Annotated in this window: 23 protein-coding genes; 6 read left to right on the forward strand and 17 right to left on the reverse strand. The window is 69.4% G+C overall.

What is annotated here, in order from left to right; genetic code table 11:
• Positions 1-26: 26 nt before the first annotated feature.
• A complete protein-coding gene (locus IEW13_RS06575; RefSeq protein WP_188550132.1) occupies positions 27-671 on the forward strand; it encodes a class I SAM-dependent methyltransferase in 645 nt (214 codons plus the stop codon).
• Positions 672-693: 22 nt separating this feature from the next.
• Here the strand turns inward: IEW13_RS06575 and IEW13_RS06580 are convergent, their stop codons facing one another.
• Complete coding sequence (locus tag IEW13_RS06580; RefSeq protein ID WP_188550133.1) at positions 694-1,473, reverse strand: enoyl-CoA hydratase; 780 nt, start codon at positions 1,471-1,473, stop codon at positions 694-696.
• 1 nt (position 1,474) lies between these two features.
• The gene (locus IEW13_RS06585) at positions 1,475-2,677 is read right to left on the reverse strand and encodes a CaiB/BaiF CoA transferase family protein (protein WP_188550134.1); all 1,203 of its coding nucleotides are present in this window, start codon (positions 2,675-2,677) and stop codon (positions 1,475-1,477) included.
• A gap of 108 nt (positions 2,678-2,785) precedes the next feature.
• Between IEW13_RS06585 and IEW13_RS06590 the strand changes: the two genes are divergently transcribed.
• Genes IEW13_RS06590 through IEW13_RS06605 form a run of 4 tightly spaced genes read left to right on the forward strand, consistent with a single transcriptional unit; the run spans position 2,786 to position 6,622 of the window.
• Entirely contained in the window at positions 2,786-3,520 is a 735-nt protein-coding gene (locus IEW13_RS06590; RefSeq protein ID WP_188550135.1) for a GntR family transcriptional regulator, read from the forward strand.
• Positions 3,521-3,557: 37 nt separating this feature from the next.
• Positions 3,558-4,517, forward strand: coding sequence for a tripartite tricarboxylate transporter substrate binding protein (locus IEW13_RS06595; protein ID WP_188550136.1), 960 nt, complete (start codon positions 3,558-3,560; stop codon positions 4,515-4,517).
• Positions 4,514-5,104, forward strand: a complete 591-nt coding sequence (locus IEW13_RS06600) for a tripartite tricarboxylate transporter TctB family protein (RefSeq protein WP_188550137.1) — start codon at positions 4,514-4,516, stop codon at positions 5,102-5,104. Before IEW13_RS06595 ends, IEW13_RS06600 begins: the two co-directional genes overlap by 4 nt.
• 9 nt (positions 5,105-5,113) lie before the next feature.
• Positions 5,114-6,622 carry a tripartite tricarboxylate transporter permease gene (locus tag IEW13_RS06605; protein WP_188550138.1) on the forward strand — a complete coding sequence of 503 codons (1,509 nt, stop codon included), beginning with the start codon at positions 5,114-5,116 and terminating at the stop codon, positions 6,620-6,622.
• Positions 6,623-6,667: 45 nt separating this feature from the next.
• Here the strand turns inward: IEW13_RS06605 and dapF are convergent, their stop codons facing one another.
• From dapF to dapA, 13 genes are all read right to left on the reverse strand, one after another.
• Entirely contained in the window at positions 6,668-7,588 is a 921-nt protein-coding gene (gene dapF / locus IEW13_RS06610) for a diaminopimelate epimerase (protein WP_188550139.1), read from the reverse strand.
• A gap of 19 nt (positions 7,589-7,607) precedes the next feature.
• A complete protein-coding gene (gene miaA, locus IEW13_RS06615) occupies positions 7,608-8,522 on the reverse strand; it encodes a tRNA (adenosine(37)-N6)-dimethylallyltransferase MiaA (RefSeq protein WP_229744970.1) in 915 nt (304 codons plus the stop codon).
• A gap of 2 nt (positions 8,523-8,524) precedes the next feature.
• A complete protein-coding gene (locus IEW13_RS06620; protein ID WP_188550141.1) occupies positions 8,525-9,367 on the reverse strand; it encodes a hypothetical protein in 843 nt (280 codons plus the stop codon).
• Between the two features lie 5 nt (positions 9,368-9,372).
• Entirely contained in the window at positions 9,373-10,899 is a 1,527-nt protein-coding gene (gene miaB / locus IEW13_RS06625) for a tRNA (N6-isopentenyl adenosine(37)-C2)-methylthiotransferase MiaB (protein WP_229744971.1), read from the reverse strand.
• 8 nt (positions 10,900-10,907) lie between these two features.
• Positions 10,908-11,564 (reverse strand): regulatory protein RecX, encoded by a 657-nt coding sequence (locus tag IEW13_RS06630; RefSeq protein ID WP_188550143.1) that lies wholly within the window; start codon positions 11,562-11,564, stop codon positions 10,908-10,910.
• The gene (recA, locus tag IEW13_RS06635; RefSeq protein ID WP_188550144.1) at positions 11,551-12,669 is read right to left on the reverse strand and encodes a recombinase RecA; all 1,119 of its coding nucleotides are present in this window, start codon (positions 12,667-12,669) and stop codon (positions 11,551-11,553) included. Before recA ends, IEW13_RS06630 begins: the two co-directional genes overlap by 14 nt.
• Positions 12,670-13,020: 351 nt before the next feature.
• Positions 13,021-13,248: a DUF3046 domain-containing protein gene (locus IEW13_RS06640; protein WP_188550145.1), complete on the reverse strand. Its 228-nt coding sequence runs from the start codon at positions 13,246-13,248 to the stop codon at positions 13,021-13,023.
• 3 nt (positions 13,249-13,251) lie between these two features.
• Entirely contained in the window at positions 13,252-13,554 is a 303-nt protein-coding gene (locus IEW13_RS06645; protein WP_188550146.1) for a helix-turn-helix domain-containing protein, read from the reverse strand.
• Between the two features lie 133 nt (positions 13,555-13,687).
• Positions 13,688-14,206 (reverse strand): CinA family protein, encoded by a 519-nt coding sequence (locus IEW13_RS06650; protein WP_188550147.1) that lies wholly within the window; start codon positions 14,204-14,206, stop codon positions 13,688-13,690.
• Positions 14,203-14,808 (reverse strand): CDP-diacylglycerol--glycerol-3-phosphate 3-phosphatidyltransferase, encoded by a 606-nt coding sequence (pgsA, locus tag IEW13_RS06655; RefSeq protein ID WP_229744972.1) that lies wholly within the window; start codon positions 14,806-14,808, stop codon positions 14,203-14,205. Before pgsA ends, IEW13_RS06650 begins: the two co-directional genes overlap by 4 nt.
• 108 nt (positions 14,809-14,916) lie before the next feature.
• Positions 14,917-17,703 carry a DNA translocase FtsK gene (locus IEW13_RS06660; protein ID WP_373283553.1) on the reverse strand — a complete coding sequence of 929 codons (2,787 nt, stop codon included), beginning with the start codon at positions 17,701-17,703 and terminating at the stop codon, positions 14,917-14,919.
• Between the two features lie 93 nt (positions 17,704-17,796).
• Positions 17,797-19,482: a ribonuclease J gene (locus tag IEW13_RS06665; protein ID WP_268235175.1), complete on the reverse strand. Its 1,686-nt coding sequence runs from the start codon at positions 19,480-19,482 to the stop codon at positions 17,797-17,799.
• Positions 19,479-20,399, reverse strand: a complete 921-nt coding sequence (dapA, locus tag IEW13_RS06670) for a 4-hydroxy-tetrahydrodipicolinate synthase (RefSeq protein WP_188550148.1) — start codon at positions 20,397-20,399, stop codon at positions 19,479-19,481. The genes IEW13_RS06665 and dapA overlap by 4 nt, the downstream gene beginning before the upstream one ends.
• A gap of 204 nt (positions 20,400-20,603) precedes the next feature.
• Between dapA and IEW13_RS06675 the strand changes: the two genes are divergently transcribed.
• On the forward strand, positions 20,604-21,791 hold the full coding sequence (locus IEW13_RS06675; RefSeq protein ID WP_188550149.1) for a heparan-alpha-glucosaminide N-acetyltransferase domain-containing protein: 1,188 nt from the start codon (positions 20,604-20,606) through the stop codon (positions 21,789-21,791).
• A gap of 156 nt (positions 21,792-21,947) precedes the next feature.
• Here IEW13_RS06675 and IEW13_RS06680 read toward each other — a convergent pair whose 3' ends face one another.
• Positions 21,948-22,406, reverse strand: coding sequence for a hypothetical protein (locus tag IEW13_RS06680; RefSeq protein ID WP_188550178.1), 459 nt, complete (start codon positions 22,404-22,406; stop codon positions 21,948-21,950).
• A complete protein-coding gene (gene dapB, locus IEW13_RS06685) occupies positions 22,399-23,148 on the reverse strand; it encodes a 4-hydroxy-tetrahydrodipicolinate reductase (RefSeq protein ID WP_188550150.1) in 750 nt (249 codons plus the stop codon). Before dapB ends, IEW13_RS06680 begins: the two co-directional genes overlap by 8 nt.
• Positions 23,149-23,894 lie beyond the last annotated feature (746 nt).

The following is a 23,894-nucleotide window of genomic DNA, read 5'->3' on the forward strand; positions in this document are numbered from 1 at the left end:
GCCCCGCCCTCTATGCTGAACGCACGATGAACGACCACTATTTCTCCGCTCAGCCCTCCAGTGCGGCGCGCCGGCAGGAGATCACCGTCTCCCTGGCCGGCCGGCAGGTGCCGGTCACGACCGCGGCGGGCACCTTCTCCCCCGGGCACCTGGACACCGGCACGGAGGTGCTGCTGCGCCGGCTACCGGCGCCGCCGGAGTCCGGCCATCTGCTGGATCTGGGCTGCGGCTGGGGCCCGCTGGCGCTGCACGCGGCCCTGACCGGCGGCCCGGACCTGACCGTGTGGGCACTGGACATCAACGAGCGCGCTCTGGAACTGACCGGCGAGAACGCCTCCCGGCACGGGCTGACGCAGGTGCGCCCGGTGACCGCCGAGCAGGTGCCTGAACAGCTGCGGTTCCATCAGATCTGGTCGAACCCGCCGATCAAGGTCGGCAAGCCGGCGCTGCACGCCCTGCTGCGCTCGTGGCTGCCCAGGCTGGAGCCGGGCGGGACAGCCTGGCTCGTGGTCGCCAGACAGCTAGGCGCTGATTCCCTGCTGCGCTGGCTGGCCTCCGGCGCGTGGCTGGATGCCGATGACGGGACCAGCACGCAGACGGTGCCGTTCCGCGCCGCGCGTCATTCCAGCGCCAAGGGGTTCCGCGTCCTCACGGTGGAGCGGCTTCCCTAGGGCCGCCTCACGCCGCTGGCGTTCAGCGTCCTTCCCAGGTGTGATCCGTTTTCGTCACGAACGCCCTCACGGCGCGGGCGAAGTCCTGGGAACCGTAGACGCGTTCGACGATGTCCGTGTCATCCACCGGTCCGCCGGCGCTGAGCCTCCGCACGCTTTCCTTCACGGACCACATGGTGAGCGGGGCGTGCGAGAGGAGACGGGCGGCGATGTCGTGCGCGGCGGCGTCCACATCATCGGCCACCGCGGTCACGAAGCCCGACTGATACGCCTCCTGCGCTTCGATGAACCGGGCCTGCAGGAGCATGTCCACCACGCGTGCCCTGCCCAGCAACTGCATCAGGAGGTCCACGGTATCGGCGGAGAGGCAGTTCCCCAGGGTTCGGGCGATCGGCACGCCGAACCTGGACGACGGGGAGCACACCCGGATGTCCGCGCACGCCGCGATGCCCAGGCCGCCTCCCACGCAGTAACCGTCGACGGCCGCGATCACCGGGACGTCCACGGCGCGGAGCCGGTGGAGCACTTCGGAGATCCTCTGCTCGTACGCCACCCCCTTCGGGCCGTCGAAGGACTCGAACTGGGCGATATCGGTGCCCGCCACGAAGGCCTTGCCTCCCGCGCCGCGCAGCACCATCACGCGTGTGTCGCCTCCGTCGGCGACGTCGCAGGCGTCCACGAGTCCCTGGTACATGTTCCAGGTCATGGCGTTGCGCTGGCCGGGCCGGTTGAAGGTCACGGTCAGCACATGCTCCGCGGACTCCACCAGCAACTCGTCGCGTTCCCTCCGGTCTCCGGTCATCTCAGTTCGCTCCCTTCCCGGTGTTCTTCAGTACCCGCAGCTCGTCGTCGGAGAACCCCAGGCCGTCGAGGTTGCCGTTGTCCTGGCCCAGTGGCGGGCCGGCATGGGCACGCCGCGCCGGAGTGCGGGAGAACCGCATGGGTGAGCCGATCTGCCGGACCGTGCCGGCGACCGGGTGCGGGGAATCCCAGAAGTAGTCGCGCGCATGAAGGTGCTCATCGGTGAACACCTGCCCGTAGTCGTTGATGGGTGCGCACGGCACGCCGGCCTCGTTGAGCAGCTCGCAGATCCGCTCCGTCGTCATCGTCGTGGTCTTCACCTCGATGAGTTCGATGAGTTCCTCGCGGTTCTGCATCCGGCTGTAGGGGGTTTCGAACCGGTCGTCGTCCAGGAGATCGAGCAGATCAAAGGCCTCGCACAGCCGCTGCCAGTTCCTGGCGGTATTGGCGCCGATGGTGGCGTAACCGTCCGCGGAGCGCACCGCCTGATAGGGCGCCTGATTCTGATGCGCTGAACCGTTCGGCCCGCCGACCCTGCCTTCGACGAAGTAGGCGGCCGCCTCCCAGACCGCGTAGGAGACGCCGCTCTCCAGGAGGGAGACGTCGATGTGCTGCCCCTCCCCGGAGCGTCCACGTTCATGCAGCGCGGCGGTGACCGCCAGGGCGACATAGAGCGCTGTGGTCAGATCGCAGATCGGCACTCCGACTTTGGCCGGAGGGCTGTCCGGATAGCCGGTGATGCTCATCAGCCCGCTGCGGGCTTGCGCCATGATGTCCAGGCCCGCCAGGGGGGCGAGCGGACCGTCTTGTCCCCAGCCGGACGCGGAGGCGTAGACGATCCCGGGATTGCGCTCACGCACGGACGAGTAGTCCACACCGAGCCTGGAGACGACGCCGGGGCGCATGTTCTCCACGATGACGTCGGCATGCTCGGCCAGCCGTAGGAACGCTTCGCGCCCCAGCGGCGTCTTCAGGTCGAGAGAGACCGATTCCTTGTTCCGGTTGAGCAGCATGAACGGCGCGCTTTCGCCGCTCACATGCGGACCGGTCGCTCGGGTCTGGTCGCCGCCGTCGGGATTCTCCACCTTGATCACGCGGGCTCCGAGGTCCGCCAGCTGCATGGTCGCGAACGGACCGGCCATGAAGACGCCTAGCTCAAGGACGGTGAACCCGGAAAGCGGGCCGTCGGTCTGGGCACGGGTCATGATCACTCCTTTGTGTCGCCGCGCATCCGCTCGCCCCGTTGCCAGCGGATGTGATCTGCGTTACATTCTTTGCACTACTGTATACAGAAGACCGGAGAGCTGTACACGATGCCGCCACACCGAGGGCACCTGCCGCAGGTCGAGCAACCCGCCAGCCTCGCGGAACTCGCTCGCACCGCGATCGAGCGCGCGATCCTGGCGGGGACGTACCTGCCCGGAGAACGGCTGGTCGAGGAGAGGCTCTGCGAGCATCTGGGGATCTCACGCCCGCCCTTGCGGGAAGCCCTACGGCAGCTGAGTTTCACCGGCATCGTCGAGCACACCCCGCGCAAAGGCGTGCGGGTGATGGCGATGACGCAGCACGATGTGTACGAGATCCTGACCTTCCGCCGGGAACTGGAGCGCATGGCCCTGCGCCTCGCGCTGCCGGGGCTCGACCCGGGGCGGCTGGACGAGTGCCGCGCGGCGCTGGAACGGATGTGGCCGGTCGCGGAGGCGGGCGACGAGGGCGGACTCGTCGCCGCCGGTTTCGAGTTCCACCTCTCGGTCATCCGGCTGGCGCACCACAAGCGGATCGAGCAGGCCTTCCGGTCGATGTCCCTCCAGTTGCAGCTGTGCATGGCCATGAACAACCGGGTCCGGCGCGATGTGGAGGACCTGAAAGGGAACGTCCAGCGGCACGAAGAACTCCTCGCGGTGATCGTCACAGAAGACCGGGACCGCATCGAGGCGGCGTTCGACGCGCACGGCAACGCCACCTTCGTCAGGGCCTCCCTGGACGAGCTGGAGGGCGGATCGAACCAGTCGGCGAAGTGGTTCGCAGGGTTCCTCGACAGACACTGAACCGAGTTCCTTACCAGCGCTATCAAAGGAGATAGACATGAGGAAGAAGACCATTGCCATCGGCAGCGCCCTCGCCTCCTCGGCACTCGTGCTGAGCGGATGCGGCGACGGCGGCACCGCGGAGGGCTACGCCGCCAGCGGCAACGTGACGATGATCGTCCCGTTCGCCGCAGGCGGGGGAAGCGACATCGCCGGACGCGCCACGGCCGCCGGACTCGAGGAGGTCACCGACCGCACGATCACCGTCCAGAACATCGACGGCGGTTCCGGCGCGGTCGGCTACTCGGAGTTCCTGGGCCGCAACGGCGACGGGAACTACCTGCTGGCGACCGAGACCGCCCTGGTGGCGCTCCCGCTCACCCAGGACGTGGAGTTCACCTACCAGGACTTCACCCCCATCATGAAGCTGGGCGAGGACTTCACCATCATCGTCGCCAACGGCGATTCCGAGCTGGACAGCTGCACCGATCTGGTGGAGAAGGCCTCCTCTGAGCGCACCGTCGTCGCGATCGCCGGGGAAACCGGGTTGGACAACATCACGTTCTCGCTCATCGAGGACGAGACCGGCGCCAGTTTCGACCGGGTGCCGTTCGAATCCGGCGGCGATATGATCACCGCCTTGATGGGGAATCAGATCGAGGCGATCTCCGTCAATCCCGGAGAGGTGGCCGGCCAGCTGGAGTCCGGCGATGTCAAGGCGCTGTGCGCAGCCTCCGAGGAGCGGTACGAGTACGAGGGATTCGAGCACATCGAAACCGCAGCCGAACAGGGCATCGATGTCGCTTTCGCGCAGTTCCGCGGCGTCCTCGCGCCCGGCGGGATTTCCGAGGAGGCCCGTGACTACTGGATCGAGCAGGCGCAGGCCTACGCGGAGACCGAGGCGTACACGACCTATATCGAGGACAACCTGCTGCAGCCCACTGTCGAGTACGGCGATGATTTCGGGGACTACCTGGCTGAGAACGAGCAGGAGATCCGCGAGGCGCTGGACCTATGAGCACCCCGGCAATGGCGCCGGCAATGGCGGCGTGGAAACGACATCGCAGTGATCTCATCGGCACAGCGGTCCTGGGTACGGTCGGCACGATCGCCACGGTCATGGGCCTGGGATACGGCGTGTTCACCGAGGGCAACCGTGTCGGCCCGGGTTTCCTGCCGGTGGTGGTCGGGCTGTTCATCCTGGTGGCGGCCGGGCTGGAGCTGGGCCGGATCCTCTTCGCCGGGCGCGCTCTGAGCGAGGGGTCGGTCATGGCGCTGGTGGAGGATGTCGAGCAGGAGGCCGCCGAGCAGATCAGCGAAACGCGGCGCGAGGAGCAGCGGGACACCTTCGGACGGACCGCGAAGCAGCGCAACTGGGCGCCGTTGTACATCTTCGCCGTCCTCGCCGCAGCGCTTTTGCTCGTTGACCTCGTCGGGCTCGTCCTTTCCTTCGCCCTGGCGGTCGCCTTCCTGATCATCGTCATCGAACGACGGCCGTGGTGGGTCGGGCTGCTCGCCACCGCCGGCGCGGTCGCGTTCATCGTTGTGATCTTCAAAGCGCTGCTCGGCATCCCATTGCCGAGCGGATACCTCGGACTGATCTAGGGGGCGGCCGTGATTGAGAACCTCCAGCTCGGCATCGAGACGGCCGTCTCGCCGGAGAACCTGCTGTGGTGCTTCATCGGCGTGCTGCTCGGCACGATCATCGGTCTGCTCCCCGGCCTGGGCTCGGCCACCGGCGTGGCCATCCTGCTGCCGGTCACGCTGACCTTCGAACCTGTCACGGCGCTCATCATGCTCGCCGGGATCTACTACGGCTCCCAGTACGGGGCGTCGACGAGCTCCATCCTGATCTCCACTCCAGGCGATTCCTCCAGCGTCGTCCTCACGCTCGACGGGTATCAGATGGCCCGTAAGGGGCGAGCCGGGGCGGCTCTGGCCCTCTCGGCCATCGCCTCGTTCGTGGCGGCGATCCTCTCCCTCATCGGGCTGATCACGCTCGCCGGCCCGATCGCGCGGTTCGCGTTGAACTTCGGTCCGGCGGAGAACCTGGCCGTCATGCTGCTGGGACTGGCGACGATCGTCTCGTTCGCCGGTTCCAATGTCCTGCGGGGCGTCACGATGGCTGCGGCGGGGATCCTGGTGTCCCTGGTGGGCGTGGCGTCCGGGTTCTCCACCGCGCGCTTCACCTTCGGCAGCGCCAATCTGCTCAGCGGGCTGGACTTCATCGCCGTCATGATCGGGATCTTCGCCGTCGGTGAAGTGCTGCATCAGATCCGCCGGGGCGGTGAACGCCCGATCCGGGCCGGGTTCCGCGATCTGCTGGTCACCAGGGCGGAACTGAGGAGAGCCGCGGCACCGTCTCTGCGCGGGACGGGCGTCGGTTTCGCCACGGGCGTGCTCCCCGGTGCCGGCGCCACGCTGGCGAGCTTCATCGCCTACGGCATCGAGAAGCAGGTCAGCCGTTTCCGCACGCAGATGGGCAAGGGAGCACCCGAGGGAGTCGCCGCGCCCGAAGCCGCGAACAACGCGGCGGCCAACGCCAGCTTCATTCCCACTCTCGCCCTGGGCATTCCCGGCAGCGGGACCACCGCGGTGCTCCTCGGCGCGTTCGTCATCTTCGGTCTGCAGCCCGGCCCGCTGCTGTTCGAGCAGGAACCCCGCCTCGTCTGGGGGCTGCTGCTGTCCTTCTTCATCGGCAATCTGATCCTGCTGGTGCTCAATCTGCCGCTGGCGCCGGTGTTCGCGCAGCTGCTCCGCATCCCGTACCCCTACTTGTATCCGTTCGTGCTGATGATGAGTTTCATCGGCGCTTTCGCGCTCGGCAACAACACGTTCACCATGGCGGTGGTCTTCTTCGCCGGGATCCTCGGGTACTTCATGAAGCGGTACGACTTCCCCGCGGCACCCTTCGTGCTGGGGATGGTGCTAGGTCCGCTGCTGGAACGCTCGCTCATCCAGACCTCTGCCCTCGGAGACGGCAATCTCCTGATCGTGTTCGAATCGCCGATCGGAGCCATTCTCATGTCCGCGGCGATCCTGGCGTTCGCCTATCCTCTGGCGAGCGGGATCATCCGCGGAGCGCGGAACAGGAGGAAGGAGCCGCAAGAGGTCGGCAGCTGACCGCGTCCTCACGGTGCCGCCGCTCCCACACCGGCCGCCAGACGTTCAGGCCAGCTGGATGCCGCCGGCGGCGACGAGGGCCGCCGGGCCGGCCAGGCGCACCGACTGCGGCGAGATGGTGATCCGCAGGGAACCGCCGGGAACGTTGACCCGCCAGATGTCCGGGGCGCCGTTTCCGGCCCAGTGCCGGGCGGCGATGGCCGCCGCGCAGGCTCCCGTGCCGCAGGAACGGGTCTCCCCGACCCCGCGCTCGTGCACGCGCATGCTCAGCTCGCCCGCGGAGCCGGGCGCCGGCTGCCGCGACGGCCGTCCCTCGATCACGATCAGCTCGACGTTGATGCCTCCGGCCGGTGCCGGGCTCACCGAGGGCGCCCGGTGCAGATCAGCGTCGATCAGCTCCCTGGGGTTGGCCAGCGCCACGACGACGTGCGGGTTCCCGGTGCTGATCCGCAGGCCGGGCCGCGGCACCTGCACGCCGGTGATCTCCACCAGCGCGTCCTGCTCGGGCAGCTCCCAGTGCCCGATGTCCACCTCATACCAGGGTTCGCCGCTCGCGGTGAAGGGGTCGCTGAGCCTCGTCACCGCTTTGACGCCGTCACGGGTGGCGACGAGGATCTCGCCCTCGTCCGGGACCAGTCCTTCGGTGACGAGGTGGTGCGCGAAGACCCGCACGCCGTTGCCGCACATCTCGGCGATCGAGCCGTCGGCGTTGCGGTAGTCCATGAACCACTCGGCACCGGCCTCGGCCTGTTCCTGTGCCCCTTCGATCCCGCTGACCGCAGAGCGCACGACGCGGATGACGCCGTCGGCGCCGAGGCCGCGTTGCCGGTCCGCGAGGGCCTCGACGGCGGCCGCACCCAGGTCCAGCTCACCGCCGTGATCGGGCAGGAGCAGGAAGTCGTTCTCCGTGCCGTGCCCCTTGACGAAGGCGTGGCCGGAGAGCGGAGCGAGAGCGGAGGAACGCATGTTCCCAGCGTACCGGCCGTCAGCGGTGCGTGCGGATGAGATCCAGGGCTTCGTCCGTGAGCTCTGCCAGCGGCCGGGTGGCATCCAGCCAGTGGATGCGCTGGTCGCGGCGGAACCAGGTGCCCTGACGTTTGGCGAAGCGGCGGGTCTGCACCACCGTGTCGCTCTGCGCCTCCGCCTCGCTCAGGCGGCCTTCTAGCTGGGCTATCGCCTGGGCGTACCCGATCGCGCGGGAGGCCGTCCGGCCCGCGGCGAGCCCACGCCCCAGGAGCTGTTCGACCTCGTCGAGCAGCCCGTGTTCCCACATCTGCGCGACGCGGCGTTCGATCCTGGAGTGCAGCTCGTGCCTGTCCATCGCGAGGCCGAGCTGCACTGTCGGACGCAGATGCCGGTATTCCGGCAGGTGGGCGCTGAACGGCTTACCCGTCAGCTCGATGACCTCCAGGGCGCGGACGGTGCGGCGCTCGTCCGCCGGGGCGATCTTCTCGGCCGCCGCCGGGTCCAGCCGTTCGAGGTCGGATCGCAGTGCGCCGACCCCCTCTTCCGCCAGTCGTTCTTCCAGCCGGGTGCGGACCCCGGGATCGGTACCCGGGAAGCGCAGGTCGTCGAGTACCGCGCGCACGTACAGACCGGAGCCGCCCACCAGCACTGGGACGCGCCCGAGGGACCGGAGGCCGTCGATGAGGGAGCGCGCCTGAGCCTGGAATACCGCGACGGACGCTTCCTGGGTGACCTCCAGGACGTCGATGAGCCAGTGCGGGATGCCGCGCCGTTCGGCCGGTGGCAGCTTGGCGGTGCCGATGTCCATGCCCCGGTAGAACTGGAGTGCATCGGCGTTGACGATCTCCCCGTTCAGGCGTTCGGCCAGGGCCAGCGCGAACTCGGACTTGCCGGTGGCGGTGGCGCCCACGACGGCCACGACAGGCGGCGGCATGTTCATAGCTGCTGGTCCGCGTTCAGGCCCGCCTGCGTGCCCGCGCCCGGATCCCGGCGCGGGTGAGGGCGTGCACCACAGGCTGGACGAGGGGCCGCGGTCAGGTCGAGGGCGACGGTGAGGTAGTCGATGCCGTGCTCGGCGTGGATGTGGAGACCGGTCGTCACCGGCCGGCGGCCTGCCTCCGCCAGGGTTCGCAGCACGGTGACGTCGCCGGTGTGCCCGGCGGCTCGCGCCGCGAGCCCGTCCCGGCCGGAGACGTCGCTCAGATCGGACTCGCGCAGCACGTGAATGAGGCGGCGGTTGACCGCGGCACCGTCAGGATCGTGGGGCACGGGAGAGTGCGGGTGGGCGTCCGCTGCCAGGTCGAGTCCGGCAAGCCAGGCGCCCTCCTCCAACCGGTCGAGATCGCGGCGGTTGCGTAGACGCAGCGAGCCGTCCCCGGTGGCGTGCGCCGCGAGCAGGACGAGGACGGCGTCGGCCAGCGAGAGCACCCGCACCTGCCCGGAGTACAACGCCGCTTCCAGCTCCGGCCCGCTGAGATGTTCTGGCGTCCAGGCCGGCGCGGCCTCGTCGCGCTGGCCGGCACGGTCCCGGTGCTTCTGTCCCGCATCGGGCTCCGCCGGCAGCGGCCGCAGCAGCACTGCGTGGTCGAGGCCGATGCCGCCCAGGGAAGCGAGGAGAGCGCCGGGCAGCGGGTCCTCGCTGAGCAGTACCCCGAGCGGCCCGTGCGCGGCGGTTTCCCTCAGCGGGCCCAGCACATGGTCCCGGAACCGGGCGAACTCGTGGCTTTCGCCCGGGTCCACCTCCGGTAGCAGCAGGGCGGTGGTGGGGGCGAGGATCAAGCGCATCAGCCGCGGGTGCGGATGGCCGGCATGCCGAGCATCGTGGCGCCGCCAGACGCGGAGCCGCTGGTGCCCGGCGCCGGAACGCCGCAGGAATCGGCCTGCCGGCGGTCCCAGGCGTCTCCCGCAGGGGTGCGTCGCAACTGGTAGTGGTTCGTGTCGTCGGCGAGCAGGAAGTAGGAGCCGGCCGCGGTGACGCGGGTGGTGACCATATCGCCGGGCCGGGGCGTCGACGCGCCCTCCGGGAGCGCCACGTGGACGAGGCGATTGTCCCGGGCCCGGCCCGAGAGCCGGCCCGAATCCGCTTTGCGCGCTTCTCCCTCGGCGATCAGCACTTCCACCTCGCTGCCGATGAGCTTCTCGTTCTCTTCCCTGGCGATGCGATCCTGCAGCGCGACCAGACGCTCGAAGCGTTCCTGCACGACCTCTTTGGGCAGCTGCTCGGGAAGGTCGGCGGCCGGGGTGCCGGGACGGCGGGAGTACTGGAAGGTGAAGGCCTGAGCGAAACGGGACTGCTCAACGACGTCGAGGGTCTGCTGGAAGTCCTCTTCGGTCTCACCGGGGAAGCCGACGATGATGTCCGTGGTGATGGCAGGGTTGGGGATCGCAGCGCGGACCCGGTCCAGGATGCCCAGGAAGCGGCTGGACCGGTAGGACCGTCGCATGACCTTCAGGATCCGGTCGGAGCCGGACTGGAGCGGCATGTGCAGCTGCGGCATGACAGAGGGCGTCTCCGCCATCGCGGCGATGACGTCGTCGGTGAACGCCGCCGGATGCGGGGAAGTGAACCGGAGACGTTCCAGGCCCTCGATCTGACCGGCGGCTCGGAGCAGTTTGGCGAAGGCGCCGCGGTCGCGGAACTCGGCGCCGTAGGAGTTGACGTTCTGGCCCAGCAGCGTCACCTCGATGACGCCGTCGGCCACCAGCGCTTCGACCTCCGCCAGGATGTCCCCCGGCCGGCGGTCCTTCTCCTTGCCGCGCAGGCTCGGGACGATGCAGAAGGTGCAGGTGTTGTTGCAGCCCACGGAGATGGACACCCAGCCGGCGTACGCGGATTCGCGCTTGGTCGGGAGGGTGGAGGGGAACTGCTCAAGCGACTCCAGGATCTCCACCTGCGCTTCAGCGTTGTGCCGGGCGCGTTCCAGCAGTGCCGGCAGGGATCCCATGTTGTGCGTGCCGAATACCACGTCCACCCAGGGCGCGCGCTGCACGATGGTGTCGCGGTCCTTCTGCGCCAGGCAGCCGCCCACGGCGATCTGCAGACCCGGGTGCTCGCGTTTGATCTCCTTGAGCCGGCCCAGGTTGCCGTAGAGGCGGTTGTCCGCGTTCTCCCTCACCGCACAGGTGTTGAAGACGACGACATCGGCCTGCGCGCCGGCTTCGGCCGGGTGGTACCCGGCGTCGGAGAGCAGGCCGGAGAGCCGCTCGGAATCGTGCACGTTCATCTGGCAGCCGTAAGTGCGTACCTCGTAGCTGCGTGGCGTCGCCCGGGGCTGGCCGGGGGACGCGGCGAGGGAGATGGTTTCAGACATGGCAGGGCTCATTCTATCGCCGCGCCGGTGCCGGCGTCGTCGAGCAGCTCGGAGACGATGCGCAGACTCAGCCCGGGCGGGAAACCCCGGCGAGCAAGCATCCCCAGCAACCGCCGCTCCTGTTTCTCTCGCGGCAGCCTCGCCACGCCGGGCAGCTTCTTCTCCACCAGGCGGATCGCCAGTTCGGCCTCGTCGGCATCCTCGATGGGGGCGAGCGCCTGAGAGATGTGTTCCTCCGCGACGCCCTTGTCCGCCAGCTCACGTCTGAGCACGGCCTTGGAGAGCGCCCGTCCCTCGCGTTTGCCCCGGACGTATTCCTCCGCGTAGGCGGCGTCGTCCAGGAGACCGAGTTCCTGGAAGCGCACGACGACTCGTTCCGCGGCCTCCGGGGTGTGCTCCTTGGCGATGAGCTTGCGGCGCAGTTCCGCCACGGAGTGGGAACGGGCGCTGAGCATGTTCAGACCGCGTTTCTTGGCTTTCGCGTAGTCCGCATCGTCCCCGGCCTCGACGTCCTCGGCATGCCCGCGCGCCTCCGCCGACACGACGCCATCGGCGCCGACGCCGGCGATCGCGTGGCGCAGCCGCTCAAGGGTCTCCGCCCGGGCGTCCTCCCCCCTACCGGGGACGCCCGGGCCGTCTGCCGCCGGGGCCTCAGAACTCGGCATGGGCGACGGCCTTCTCAGCCGTGTCGCCGGGCGCACCGGTCTTCGCGCCGGCGGCCGGCGCCTCCTGCTCGGGGTCCTTGAGCAGACCGAGCTTGATCTTGATCTTCCGCTCGATCTCCTCGGCAAGGGGCGGATTGTCGCGCAGGAAGTTCCGCACGTTCTCCTTGCCCTGGCCGAGCTGGTCGCCCTCGTAGGTGAACCAGGAGCCGGATTTCCGGATGATCCCGTTGTCCACTCCCATGTCGATGAGCGAGCCCTCGCGGGAAATGCCGTGGCCGTAGATGATGTCGAACTCTGCCTGCTTGAACGGCGGCGCGACCTTGTTCTTCACGACCTTCACGCGGGTGCGGTTGCCGACGGCGTCCGCGCCCTCCTTGAGGGTCTCGATGCGGCGGACGTCCATGCGGACGGAGGCGTAGAACTTCAGCGCCTTACCGCCGGAGGTGGTTTCCGGCGAGCCGAAGAACACGCCGACCTTCTCACGCAGCTGGTTGATGAAGATGGCCGTGGTCTTGGAATGCGCCAGCGCGCCGGTGATCTTCCGCAGCGCCTGGGACATGAGACGCGCCTGCAGGCCGACATGGCTGTCGCCCATCTCGCCTTCGATCTCCGCCTTGGGCACGAGCGCGGCGACCGAGTCGATCACGATCACGTCCAGGGCGCCGGAGCGGATCAGCATATCGGCGATCTCCAGGGCCTGCTCACCGGTGTCCGGCTGCGAGACCAGGAGGGCATCGGTGTCCACGCCGAGTTTCTTGGCGTACTCGGGATCGAGTGCGTGCTCGGCGTCGATGAACCCGGCGATGCCCCCGGCGCGCTGAGCGCTGGCCACGGCGTGCAGGGCGACCGTCGTCTTACCGGAGGACTCTGGTCCGTAGATCTCGACGATCCTGCCGCGCGGCAGACCGCCGATGCCCAGTGCGATGTCCAGCGCGATGGAACCGGTGGGGATCACCTCGACGGGCGCTCGTGCCTCATCGCCCAGCCGCATGATCGCACCCTTGCCGTACTGGCGGTCGATCTGGCCGAGTGCCGCCTCGAGCGCCTTCTCCTTGTCGCCGCCGGCCGCGCCCGCTGTCGCGCCGCGTGATGACTTTGCCGCCATAGCTGAACCCTTCTGGTCGTCTCCGTGCCGGCCTTTCGTCCTGCTAAGGGCGAAGGGCCGTGCTCTATGTCTGCGAGCGTAGTCCCCGGCACGGACAGGTGTCCCGTGCATGCCCCGGCGTGTGGACGAATCCCCTCCGGCGCCTGCACCTGTGACCTGGTGCGCCGCCAGGGGCAAGCGCACCCATGCCGTTCCGCCGCATTCTGTCGTTCTCCCATGAAGTCTAACGGAGCTTCGAACACAGGTTCGAATCGACGCGCCGAGGGAACGACCGCAGCGGAAGCGGCAGAGCGGGCGGGAGGATCTCAGCGGCGACGGACCGGGGATACGGGCCACAGGGAGAGTTCAGCGTCAGAACGGGGTCGAGCGCTGCTCGTCGCGACCCAGCCACCGCTCCCGGGGCACCCCGGCCGCATCGCAGACGGCCAGCCAGATGGTGCGCATGTCGACGCCGCGCTCGACGGCTTCTGCGGGCGTGGCGGAGCCGAGCGTGCTCAGGGCCAGATCCTGATGCAGGGAGGCGGCGCGGACAGAGCCGAACTCGTCGTTCATCAACTCCCAGTAGACGGTATGACGCATGCCTCAGCGCGCCGGCGTGGCCATGACGTCTTCGGACAGGGAGTCCGGCACCGTGTCCGGGATGCTGACGCCTTCTGCCATCGCCACCCGGTCGCTCACCTCGCGGAGAAGGACCGACAGGGGGATGTCGAGCGCTTCGCAGATAGAGGAGAGCAGCTCGGAGGAGGCTTCCTTCTGACCGCGTTCGACCTCGCTCAGGTAGCCGAGGGAGACGCGGGCGCCAGTGGAAACGTCGCGCAGGGTGCGGCCCTGGCGGCGGCGGTTGTTCCGGAGCGCGTCACCGATCTCGGTTCGCAGCAGGACCATGGTCACCCTCCTCGTCGCTCGCGTCTCGGTACACCCACTGTAGTACGGATAGCTGTGCCATTGCTGTGTCCAACCACCCGCCCGGCCATCTTGTTCCCTGCTTGTAACACCGGCGCGGTGGATCGCGTCACAGTCATTCAGCGAGACGCGGCTCCCCGGCAAGCAGGCCCACCAGCAGCTCCAGCGCCGCCGTCACGGCGGCCTCCCGGATCTGCTGACGGTTGCCGCCCAGGTCGAGACGCCGCACCCACTCCCCCGCGTCCGTGCCCGGGGCCAAGAGCCCGGCGACCGCGACGAATACCCGTCCCACCGGCTGCCCGTCCTGCGGCCCGGGTCCAGCGACGCCGGTGGTGGCGAGGGCGAGATCGGCGCCCAGGACGTGCCGCGCCCCGCGCGCCATCGCGCGGGCGACGTCCGGGTCCACAGCACCGCGGGACGCGAGCAGGGAGGCCTCCACGCCCAGGATCGCGTGCTTCAGGTCGGTGGCATAGGAGACGACGCCGCCGCGGAACACCGCCGAAGCGCCGGGCACGGCGACGATGCGGGCCGCCAGCAGTCCGCCGGTCAGGGATTCGGCCACGCCCAGGCTCAGGCCCCTACCACCCAGCGTCTCCAGGACGCCGGCGGCCTGGCCGCCCGGACGGCCGCTCATCCCCGGGGTTCCCGCTGGGCCGTGCGCACCAGCCGCACGGCTTTGACGATGTAGTCGATGCCGGTCACGACCGTGACGACGACAGCGGCCACCATCACGATCCAGGCAGCGATGGTGATGATCAGCATCGCATCATGACCGAGCACCGCATCCAGGGGCCGCAGCAGCAGGAACAGGCCGATGCCGGCGGTCTGGAGCACGGTCTTGAGCTTGCCGCCCCGGGAGGCCGGCATCACGCCGAAACGGATCACCGCGAACCGGAGGACCGTGATGAGCAGCTCGCGGATCAGGATCGTGACCGGCACCCACCACGGCAGCTGCATCACCAGGGCCAGGCCGATGAGCGCGGCGCCCAGGAGGGCCTTGTCCGCGATGGGATCGGCGATCTTGCCGAAGTCGGTGACCAGATTGTGCTTGCGCGCCAGATCGCCGTCGATCTTGTCGGTGATCATGGCCAGCGCGAACACGCCGAAGGCCCAGAGCCTTAAGGCCGGGTCCAGGCCGTCCGCGGCCAGGAGCAGCCACAGGAACACCGGGACCAGCAGGATCCGGAAGACCGTGAGGGCGTTCGGGACGTTCCAGGGGCTGGGCTGTTGTGTCACGGCTCCAGCATACTTCCCGAGCACCCGGCGGGCTCCTGACCCGGTGCCAGGACCGGCCGCCCCGCCAGGGAGCAGGCCGGTCCTGAGGCCAGGCCAAGAGCCGGGCGCTCAGGCGCGCAGACTCATCTCGTCGGCGTCCTCGGGTTCGGCGGCGCCCAGGTCGTCGCCGGAGGGCACGGGCCCGGTGGGATCGGGGTCGCCGGCGCCGTCGTCACCGGACGGGGGATCCTCCCCGCGGATGATCGCCAGGGTCGCCGGCAGATCCTCGATCCGGACCAGGACGTCACGCGCCTTGGAGCCCTCGGAGGGACCCACCACCCCGCGGGATTCCAGCAGGTCCATCAGTCGGCCGGCCTTGGCGAAGCCCACCCGCAGCTTCCGCTGCAGCATCGACGTCGAACCGAACTGGGTGGTGACGACCAGCTCGGTGGCCTGCAGCAGCAGATCCAGATCGTCGCCGATCTCCTCGTCGATCTGCTTCTTCGGCGCCACCTGCGCGACGTCCTCGCGGTAATGCGGCTGCAGCTGGGACTTGACGTGCTTGACGATCTCCTCAATCTCGGACTCGTTAACCCAGGCGCCCTGCACGCGCATCGGTTTGGACGCCCCCATCGGCAGGAACAGGGCATCGCCCTGGCCGATCAGCTTCTCCGCTCCCGGCTGATCCAGCACGACCCGCGAGTCCGCCAGGGACGAGGTGGCGAACGCCAGCCGCGAGGGCACGTTCGCCTTGATCAGTCCGGTCACGACGTCGACGCTGGGGCGCTGGGTGGCCAGCACCAGGTGGATGCCCGCGGCGCGCGCCAGCTGGGTGATGCGCTGAATGGAGGCCTCCACATCGCGCGGGGCCACCATCATCAGATCGGCGAGCTCGTCCACGACGACCAGCAGGTACGGATAGGGCTGCAGAGTGCGTTCCGAACCCGGATCGGCCTTGACCTTGCCGGCGCGGACCGCCTTGTTGAACTCGTCGATGTGCTTGAAGCCGTAGTGCGCCAGATCGTCGTATCGGGTGTCCATCTCCTTCACCACCCACTCCAGCGCCTCCGCCGCCTTCTTGGGGTTGGTGATGATGGGGGTGATCAGATGCGGGATGCCCTCGTAGATGGTCAGTTCCACCCGCTTGGGATCGACCAGGATCATCCGGACCTCATCGGGAGTGGCGCGCATCATGATCGACACGATCATCGAGTTCACGAAGCTCGACTTACCGGCACCGGTGGCGCCGGCGACGAGCAAGTGAGGGGTCTTGGCCAGGTTCGCCACCACGAAGCCGCCCTCGACGTCCTTGCCCACACCCATGACCATCGGATGCTCGGTCTTGCGGGCGGCCTGAGACCGGAGCACGTCGCCGAGGGAGACGGTCTCGCGGTCCGCGTTCGGGATCTCGATGCCGATGGCCTTCTTGCCCGGGATCGGAGAGAGGATGCGCACATCGGCGCTGGCCACGGCATAGGCGATGTTCTTGCTCAGCGCAGTGACCTTCTCCACCTTGGTGCCGGCGCCCAGCTCGACCTCGTAGCGGGTCACGGTCGGGCCGCGGGAGAACCCGGTGACCTCGGCATCGATGTTGAACTGCTCGAGCACATCGCGCAGCGCCTCGACCACGCGGTCATTGGCCTCGGACCGCTCCTTGGCCGGCGGCCCCGGCGTGAGCAGCGAGGATTCCGGCAGCGTGTAGGTGACGTCCCCGGCAAGGGACAGCTGCTCGACGCGCTGCGGGACCGGCGCCGTCGGCGGCGCCGTCTGCTTGGTCAGGTCGATCACATCGGAGGGAGTGCCCAGCACCTCGGTGGGCGCCTCGGACGCAGCGGCAGCTGTGGCCGCGCCCGGATCCATATCGGCACGACCGGGCACCCCGGCGGCGGCCTTGGCGGCGGCGATCTCCGTTTCCGCGCGGGTGGGGCGCCGCTCCCCCGGTCTCGGTCCGCGCACCGCGCCCGGCTCCGGCAGGCCGTCCTTGCCCGGCCGGGTGTCCTCCGTGCCCTGCGCCGGGTCTCCCCCATCCTCCCGGTCGTTGATGTACGCCTTGTCGTAGGCCTTGGCCTCGCCGGCGCTCTCGGCGTCCTCCTCCGCGGCCTGCTTTGCCTTGCGTCCCGCACCCCGGGCACGGCGGCCGACTGGCTTGAGCGTGCTCGTGGAGCGGCCCTGGGCGACCAGGTCCTCCGGTCCCTCGTCACCGGACTGCGGGGCAGGCGCCGCCTGGCCGGTCAGCCGGTGATACAGCGCCACCAGACGAGCCGGTATCAGCAGCACGGGGGTGGCCGTGATGACCAGCACGGAGAAGAGCGCGGCCAGCGCCAGCAGCGGCACCGCGACGTACTCGGTGAGCGCCGCGGTCAGCGGTCCGGCGATCAGGAAGCCCAGGGCGCCGCCGCCGTTGGCCATGGCGGCGTGGCTATGGGCGAACGTCGGCAGTCCGGCGGCGATGTGCGCCAGGCCGGCAGCAGCGACGATCAGCAGCAGGCCACCCACCAGGATGCGATTGTTGCCGCGGGTGTCCTCGCCGCGCAGGAACAGCCGCAGGGCGTACAGCACCGCCAGTAGCGGAAGCGCGATGGCGACCCGGCCGAATGTGCCCTCGACGACGCTACGCAGCGCGTCGCCGACGGCTCCGGGCAGCTGCCACCATTCGAAGGCAGCCACGACGATCGCCAGGCCCAGCAGGAAGAACGCCGTGCCGTCACGGCGCAGCGGCTCCTGGGCCTCGTCGTCGGGGATGAATGCCTTGCGGGTGCGTTCGCCGGTCATCGTCGCCACTCCCATCCACGCCCGGTACAGGGCGCGCGCAGCCCAAGGGGTGCGCTGTTCTCGCTCGGCCCTCGCCGGCTGGGGGCTTCTGGCGGCAGTCTTGCGCGGAGCCGAACCGGCGGGGGAAGAAGTTCGGGTCGCCATGCGCCCAAACTACTACGCCCGCGGCGGCAGGCCCCGGATTTCGCCCGGCGAGTGACGCATCGGCGCCGAGGATCACACCAAGATCAGACGAGATCAGACCAGGACGACGGTGGGGACGATCATCGGACGCCGGCGCAGTTTGCCGCCCACCCAGCGGCCGACCGTGCGGCGGACGACCTGCTGCAGCTGGTGCTGATCGGCCTTGTTCTCCTGCACCGCCTCGGCGACGGCCTGAGCGATCTTCGGCTTGATGTCGTCGAACACGGCATCGTTCTCGGCCACGCCGCGCACGTGGATGTCAGGTCCGGCCAGCAGCGCGCCATTGGAGGTGTCCACCGCGAGCACGATCGACACAAAGCCCTCACCGGCCAGCACCAGACGGTCCTTCAGATCCGCCTCGGTGATCTCCCCGACCGAGCTGCCGTCGACGAACACCATGCCGCACTCGACGGCCCCGACCACGTCCGGCACGCCTTTGACCATGTCGACGACCCAGCCGTTCTCCGCCAGCACGATCCGGTTCTCCGGCACGCCGGTCTGCCGGGCCAGCTCGCCATTGGCCAGCAGATGCCGCACCTCGCCGTGCACCGGCATGACGGCGCGCGGGCGGACGATGTTGTAGCAGTAGAGCAGCTCGCCGGCGGAGGCGTGCCCGGAGACGTGCACCTTGGCGTTGCCCTTGTGGATGACGTTCGCGCCGAGCCGCATCAAGCCGTTGATCACGCGGTAGACGGCGTTCTCATTGCCGGGGATGAGCGAGGACGCCAGGATGATCGTGTCTCCCTGCCCGATCTCCACACGGTGATCGCCGGAGGCCATCCGGGACAGCGCGGCCATCGGCTCGCCCTGGGACCCCGTGCTCATCAGCACGATCTGATCGTCCGGGTAATCGTCGACGTGCTTGAGGTCGATGAGGGTGCCCGGCGGGACCTTCAGATAGCCGAGCTCCTGGGCGATCCGCATGTTCCGCACCATGGACCGGCCCACCAGCGCCACCTTGCGCCCGTGGGCGCTGGCGGCTTCGAGGACCTGCTGCACGCGGTGCACATGCGAGGCGAAGGAGGCCACGATGATGCGTCGCTCGGCGTGGGCGAAGAGATCCTCGAGGACCTTCCCGATGTCCTTCTCCAGGGCGGTGAAGCCGGGCACATCGGAGTTGGTGGAGTCGGTCAGGAACAGATCCACGCCCTCCTCGCCGGCACGGGCGAAAGCGCGCAGGTCCGTGATCCGGCCATCGAGCGGCAGCTGGTCCATCTTGAAGTCGCCGGTGTGCAGCACCGTGCCGGCACCGGTCTTGATGAACACGGCGAGGGCATCGGGGATGGAGTGGTTGACCGCGAGGAATTCCAGGTCGAAGGGGCCGAGCTGTTCAGCGTCGCCCTCCCGCACCTCGACGGTGACCGGAGCGATGCGGTGCTCCTTCAGCTTGGCTTTCAACAGCGCCAGCGTGAAGGTGGATCCCAGCAGCGGGATGTCGTTGCGGCGCCGTAGCAGGTACGGCACCGCGCCGATGTGGTCCTCGTGACCGTGCGTGAGAACGAGACCGACGATGTCATCCATCCGGTCGTCCAGGTAGCGGAAGTCCGGGAGGATGAGGTCCACGCCCGGCTGCTCGTCCTCGGGGAAGAGCACACCGCAGTCCACGATGAGGATCTTGCCGCGGTACTCGAACAGCGTCATGTTCCGGCCGATCTCCCCCAGCCCGCCGAGGGCGATGACGCGCACCGACTCGGGGTCGGCCGGCGGCGGGGAGGCAAGGTCGATGTCGAAACGGCTCACGAGAGGTACCCGGCTTTCTTCAGGGCGTCGCGGAGCACCGCGACGAGGGCGTCATCGGCGGGAAGCAGCGGAAGCCGCGTGCCCCTGTCCGCCAGGACTCCCTGCAACTGCAGGGCGGCCTTGGCGGTGACGACGCCGGGGGCGGTGGTCATGATCGCCTGCACGAGGGGCAGGGCTTCGTAGTGCAGCCGCGCCGCCGTGGCCAGGTCGCCGCGGGCGACAGCGTCGACCATCGCGCGGTAGCGGTCCGCGGCGACGTGTCCGACCACGGAGACCAGGCCGACGGCGCCGACGGCCAGCAGCGGGAAGTTCAGGGCGTCCTCGCCCGAGTAGTAGGCCAGATCCGTGGCGGCCAGGACGGTGGAGGTGGCGTGCAGATCGCCCTTGGCGTCCTTGACCGCCAGGACACCGGGATGCGCGGCCAGCTCAATGAGCGTCTCGGTGCTGAACGGTACCGCGGAGCGCCCCGGGATGTCGTAGAGCATGACCGGCAGGTCCACCGCGTCGGCGACCGCGCGCACATGCGCGGCGAGGCCGGCCTGAGTGGGCTTGGAGTAATAGGGGGCGACCACGAGGACGCCATCGGCACCGGCGGCGTGGGCCTGCTGCGCCAGCTCGACGGTGTGCGCCGTGTCATTGGTGCCCACGCCGGCGACGAGCCGCACTCCGGTCCCCACCGCGCCGCGCACGGCGGCCAGCAGCTCGGACTTCTCCTTGTCCGAGGTGGTCGGGGCCTCGCCGGTGGTGCCGGAGACCACAAGCGCGTCGTTGCCGAGCTTCACCAGATGCGCCGCGGTGCGCTCGGCGGCGGCCAGGTCAAGCGCGCCATCCGGGGTGAAGGGCGTGATCATCGCGGTGCTCATCGTGCCGAAGGCGGCACGGGCATCCGCGTAGCGGGAACGGGCGGTATCAGACATGATCCAAGCCTATCGCGCGCAGCGCCGCACCCCGCTCGCGGCGGCGGGCGTGCCGCATGGCGCCGATGCGTATGCCGGGGACGGCCGGCCGCGGCACCGCAGGGACCGGCGGAGGCCGGGGACGGCCGGCCACCAGGCGGTTACCGGCCAGGTCCGGCAGGCTACCGGCATCGCCTTTCGGGATCGGCGGGCATAATGGCGGGTGTGCTTGCGAACCCGAGCCGGCTGACCGGAATCGACGCCGCCCGGGGCCTCGCGCTGCTGGGCATGATGGTGACGCATCTCATCCCCCTGACCGAGGCCGGGTCGACCACCTGGGCGATTGCCTTCGCCGGGCGCGCCTCCGCGCTGTTCGCAGTGCTTGCCGGCGTGAGCCTGGCGCTGAGCGTCCGCCCGGAGTCCCTGCGCGAGCCGCGGGGCTGGCTCCGGCAGGCAGCCGGCGTCGCGGCGCGGGCCGGGGTGATCATCGCGATCGGCCTCAGCCTGGGCGAGCTCGACTCCGGGCTGGCGGTCATCCTGGTGCACTACGGCGTGCTGTTCCTGCTGGCGGCCTCCGTGCTGCGGCTGCCCGCGGGCTGGCTCGGCGGGCTGGGAGTCGCGTGGCTGCTGCTGATGCCCGTGGCGCTCCATGCCATCCGGGCTGCCGGGATACTGCCGGCCTTCGGCTACGACAGTCCCGCCTGGACGGGCCTGGCCGATCCGGCCCAGTTCTTCTCCGGCCTGCTGGTCACCGGCTACTACCCGGTGCTGAGCTGGTTCGGCTACATCCTCGTCGGCATGGCGCTGGGACGGGCCGATCTGCGGCGGGCGTCGCTTGCCCTGAGCCTTGGCTTCTTCGGCGCGGGCGCGGCGCTGGCGGCGAAGGCCGCGTCGGCGGCGCTCCTGCTGAGCGGTGGCCTGACGGCGCTGGAGCAGGTCTGGGAGCACGGCCGCGGATTGCGCGCCTTCAGCCTGGAGTACTACCTGGAGGTCTCCGGTTACGGCACCACCCCGGCCAATAGCTGGTGGTGGCTGGCCGTCTCGGGTCCGCACACCGGCACGCCGTTCGATCTGCTGCACACAGCCGGAGTCGCGGTGGCGGTGATCGGCGCGGCCTGCGCGCTGTGCCAGCTGCACGCGGGGCGGGTGCTCGTGACTCCCCTCAGCTGGGCCGGCCGGATGCCGCTGACGCTGTACACGGCGCATGTCTGTGCCATGGTGTGGCGGGACGCCGCGGATCCGGAACTGCTGCTCCTGCTGCATATCGGCGGGGCGCTCGTCTTCGCCGCGGGCTGGCAACTGGTGACTGCGACCGCTACGGGCGCTCCGCGCCGCGGACCGCTGGAAGGAGTCGCAGCGGCGTCTTCCCGCGCCGCGCGGGCCCGGGTGGGCCAGCCTCAGAGCCCGAACTGACCGCGACGACCGATAACTGGGCTGCCGTCTCGCAGCGCCTGCACCGTGGCTTTTCGGCTGCGCCGTGGTTTTCTCGGCTGTGCCCGCCCGCGGGACGATTGCGAGGGCTGCGCGCCCGCGGAGATCGCGCGGCTCGCTGTTCGTTCTGAGTTCGGTCTAAAGAAGTCGGCCTTCGTGCTGCTTGTGCAGTGCGATGGCCCGCCGCATCGCCTCCCGGGCGCGCCGGCGGTCCCGGGCCGCGTCGTAGATGCATGCCAGGCGGAACCAGCTGCGCCAGTCCTCCGGCGCCTCCTCGGTCTCCCGCCGGTACTTCTCGAAGACGCCGTCGGCGGCATCGCGCACGACGCGGCCGCTGGGGGTGCGGGGCAGGTCGTCGTCCGGCAGCCGCCCCTCGGCCTCGAGGATCCGGCCGAGCTTCTCGATCCTGGAGCCGAAGCGGAACTCGACCACGAGCGCCCAGGCACCGATGAGCGGCAGGATCAGGAACGCGACGCCGATGAGCGTGGCGACGGGGTCGGGATCGCGCAGCATGATCCAGCCGCGCTGCGCCGTGACCAGGATGAAGAAGGCCAGGAAGACGCCCAGCACGACGGCGCCGAGCTTGGTCCTAGAGATCAAGGAGGTGCTCCAGGCCGTGGGTGAGGCCGGGGTGCTCGGCGATATGGCGCACCGCATGCACGATGCCCGGCATGAACGCGCCACGATGGAACGAGTCGGTGCGGATGGTGAGGGCCTCGCCCTCGGAGCCGAACTGGATCTCCTCGTGTGCCACCCGGCCGCGCTGGCGTATGGCGTGCACGTGGATGCCGTCGATGACCGCACCGCGTGACCCGCCCTCGTCGCTTTCGGTGGCGTCGGGCACCGGGCCCATACCGGCTGCTGCGCGGGCGGCCGCGATCCGGCGTGCCGTGTGCACGGCCGTGCCCGAGGGAGCGTCGAGCTTGTTCGGGTGGTGGATCTCCAGCACCTCGGCGGAGTCGAAGTACTTCGCGGCGAGTTCGGCGAAGTGCATGGCCAGGACGGCGCCGATGCTGAAGTTGGGGGCGATCAGCACGCCGGTGGCCGGCGAGGTCGCGAGGGTCTTCTCCAGACGGTCGAGCCGGTCCTGGTTCCAGCCGGTGGTGCCGACGACGGCGTGGATGCCGTGCTCGACCAGGAAGGCGACGTTCTGCTCGGTGACGGCGGGGACGGTGAGTTCGACCGCGACCTCGACATTCGCCTCGGTGAGTGCGGAGAGGGAATCCGAGGACCCCAGGGCGGCGACCAGATCGATGCCCTCGGCCTCCTCAAGCGCCGCGACGGCCTCCTGGCCCATCCTGCCCCGCGCGCCGATGACGGCTGCCCTGATCCCCGACATGTTTCTCCCGTCCGTGTCCCGTGAATGCCTCGTCGCATTCTACCGGGCCAGTACTGCTCCTCCCGGGCACGCATCCGGCGATGCCGCGCTCGCGCTCGCGCCGCGTCTTCCGGCGCGGGTCAGCATCGACGAGGGCCTGGAACGCCTCACCAGACATTACGGGCACTAACAGGCACTAACGAGACCTGCGGGCATCATTCCCCGAGGCGTCGGGCTCGTGACAGAACCACACCCTGGTGACAAAACCACACCGTAGACGGTGGTGTCCTGTCACTACCGTGGTGTCCTGTCACCACGACGGTGTCCCCTCACACAGCCGGGAAGCGCCTACCGACTCCCGACCCGGCCCGGCTGCCAGGTAGGTGTCCTCTCCCGCACGCCACCCGCACACCCCGCGACATGAGAACACCCCCGCTACCCACCGAAAAACGGAGGGCAGCAGGGGTGTCCACGTCAGACCACCCCGGGGCACCAGGTTCGTGACAGAACGACACCGCAATGACAGAACGACACCCTAGTGACAAAACCACACCGTAGACGGTGGTGTCCCGTCACTACCGTGGTGTCCTGCCACCACGATGGTGTCGTCCCACCACGACGGTGTCCCCTCACACACACGCGAAGCGCCTACCGACTCCCGACTCGTCCCGGCTGCACGCTGGTGTCCTGCCACCCAGCCGTGAACGCCGCCCCGCCCGGCATGACAACACCCCCGCCGCCCACCGAAAAACGGAGGACAGCGGGGG

The organism is Sediminivirga luteola (genome assembly GCF_014639315.1).
GTDB lineage: Bacteria > Actinomycetota > Actinomycetes > Actinomycetales > Brevibacteriaceae > Sediminivirga > Sediminivirga luteola.